We start from the raw sequence: 2,294 nt of genomic DNA on the forward strand, positions 1-2,294 counted from the left end.
CCGGAACCCGGCTAAGCTGTGAGGCGTGTCACGGATGACGTGATGCATGCTTTTGATCTGCGGCGGGAGAGTTCTGCCGGTACGTTCAGCAGGCGCCGTAGGAGCAAATCCTCCCCAGGAATCTCTCAGGCCCACGTACCGCCGCGGTTAGGCAACTCTGGAAAGCAGTCCGGCAACGGGCTCACCGACGGTGCAAGCAGCACCCTGCGAACAGCAGGTGCGGCGGAAACTCTCAGGTCCAATACAGAGCGGGGAGGAACCCGAATCAATGTGGCGTACCCAGCACGCCACCTGAATTATGGAGTTCCTTCATGACAGTCCAGTCGTCCCCCACCACCTTTGCCGATCGGCATATCGGTGCCCGCCGCCAGGCCGACATCGACACCATGCTCAAAGCCGTCGGCTACGACACCGTTGACGGCCTCGTGGACGTTGCCGTTCCCGACTCCATCCGCCAGGAATCCCCCCTCAGCCTGGACAGCGCCCTCAGCGAAGTCCAGGTCCTCGCCGCACTCCGCAAGCTCGCCGGCAAGAACAAGATGGCCGTGCAGATGATCGGCCAGGGCTACTACGACACCGTGACCCCGCCGGTGATCCGCCGCAACATCCTCGAGGCTCCCGCCTGGTACACCGCCTACACCCCGTACCAGCCGGAAATCTCCCAGGGCCGCCTCGAGGCGCTGCTGAACTTCCAGACCATGGTCCAGGACCTCACCGGCCTCCCGGTAGCCAACGCCTCCCTGCTGGACGAAGCCACCGCCGTCGCCGAAGCAGTGCTCCTGATGCGCCGCGCCAACAAGAACAAAACCGCCAAGGACGGCAAGACCGTCCTGGACGCCGATCTCCTCCCGCAGACGATCGCCATCGTGCTGGGCCGCGCGGAAGCCCTCGGCTTCGAGGTCGAAATCGCCAACCTCTCCAACGGACTGCCCGACGGCGACATCAACGGCATCGTCCTCCAGCAGCCCGGCGTCTCCGGCCGGGTCTGGGACCAGTCCGCAGTGATCGCAGAAGCCAAGGAACGCGGTGCCCTGGTCACCGTCGCCGCCGACCTCCTGGCCCTCACCCTCATCACCCCTCCCGGCGAGCAGGGCGCAGACGTCGCCGTCGGCTCCACCCAGCGCCTCGGCGTGCCGCTGTTCTTCGGCGGTCCTCACGCCGCCTACATGGCCGTCCGCGAAGGCATGGAGCGAACCCTCCCCGGCCGCATCGTGGGCGTCTCCAAGGACAACGCCGGCGTCCCCGCCTACCGACTGGCCCTCCAGACCCGCGAGCAGCACATCCGCCGCGAGAAGGCCACCTCCAACATCTGCACCGCGCAGGCGCTGCTGGCCATCGTCTCCTCCTTCTACGCCGTCTACCACGGCCCCGACGGCCTGAAGGCAATCGCCGAAACCGTCCACAACAACACCCGCGCCCTCGCCGCCACGCTGGCCAAGGCAGGCCGCGAACTGGTCAGCGACTCCTTCTTCGACACCATCACGGTCCGCGTGCCGGGCAAGGCCGCCAAGGTCATCTCCGCCGCCGAAGCCCAGGGCATCAACCTGCGCCTCATCGACGCGGACACCGTTGGTGTGTCCGTTGATGAAACCACGACGCCGGAGGTCCTCTCCGCGGTGGTCGTCGCCTTTGGCGCCGGTCCCGTTGTGGAAGCGCAGGGCTTCGAACTGCCCGAATCGGTACTGCGCACCTCCGAGTACCTGCAGCACCCGGTCTTCAACACGCACCGCTCCGAAACCCAGCTGCTCCGCTACATCCGGAAGCTCTCGGACCGGGACCTGGCCCTGGACCGCACCATGATCCCGCTGGGCTCCTGCACCATGAAGCTCAACGCGACCGCGGAAATGGAAGCCATCTCCTGGCCGGAGTTCGCCTCCATCCACCCCTTCGCCCCGGACTCCCAGACCGAGGGCTGGCGCGAACTCATCAGCGGCCTCGAAGCCGACCTCGCCGAGATCACCGGCTACGACCAGGTGTCCATCCAGCCGAACGCCGGCTCCCAGGGCGAACTCGCGGGCCTGCTGGCGATCCGCGGCTACCACCACTCCCGCGGAGACCAGCAGCGCAACGTCTGCCTGATCCCGGCCTCGGCGCACGGCACCAACGCCGCCTCCGCCGTCCTGGCCGGCATGAAGGTTGTTGTGGTGGCCACGGCCGCTGACGGCACCATCGACCACGCCGACCTGCAGGCCAAGATCGAGACCCACAAGGACGTCCTCTCGGCCATCATGATCACCTACCCGTCCACCCACGGTGTGTACGACGCAGACTTCCCGGACGTCGGCGTCGTACAC

Annotated in this window: 1 protein-coding gene and 1 riboswitch; the gene reads left to right on the top strand. The window is 66.8% G+C overall.

All coding sequences use genetic code 11. The annotated features are described in order from the left end of the window. Positions 1-53 precede the first annotated feature (53 nt). Positions 54-151: riboswitch (glycine riboswitch) on the top strand. 160 nt (positions 152-311) lie between these two features. After that, positions 312-2,294: aminomethyl-transferring glycine dehydrogenase (gcvP, locus tag DBR22_RS23140; RefSeq protein ID WP_108600897.1), on the top strand; the 1,983-nt coding region annotated here is incomplete at its 3' end.

The sequence above is a fragment of the Arthrobacter sp. HMWF013 genome, assembly GCF_003061105.1.
GTDB lineage: Bacteria > Actinomycetota > Actinomycetes > Actinomycetales > Micrococcaceae > Arthrobacter.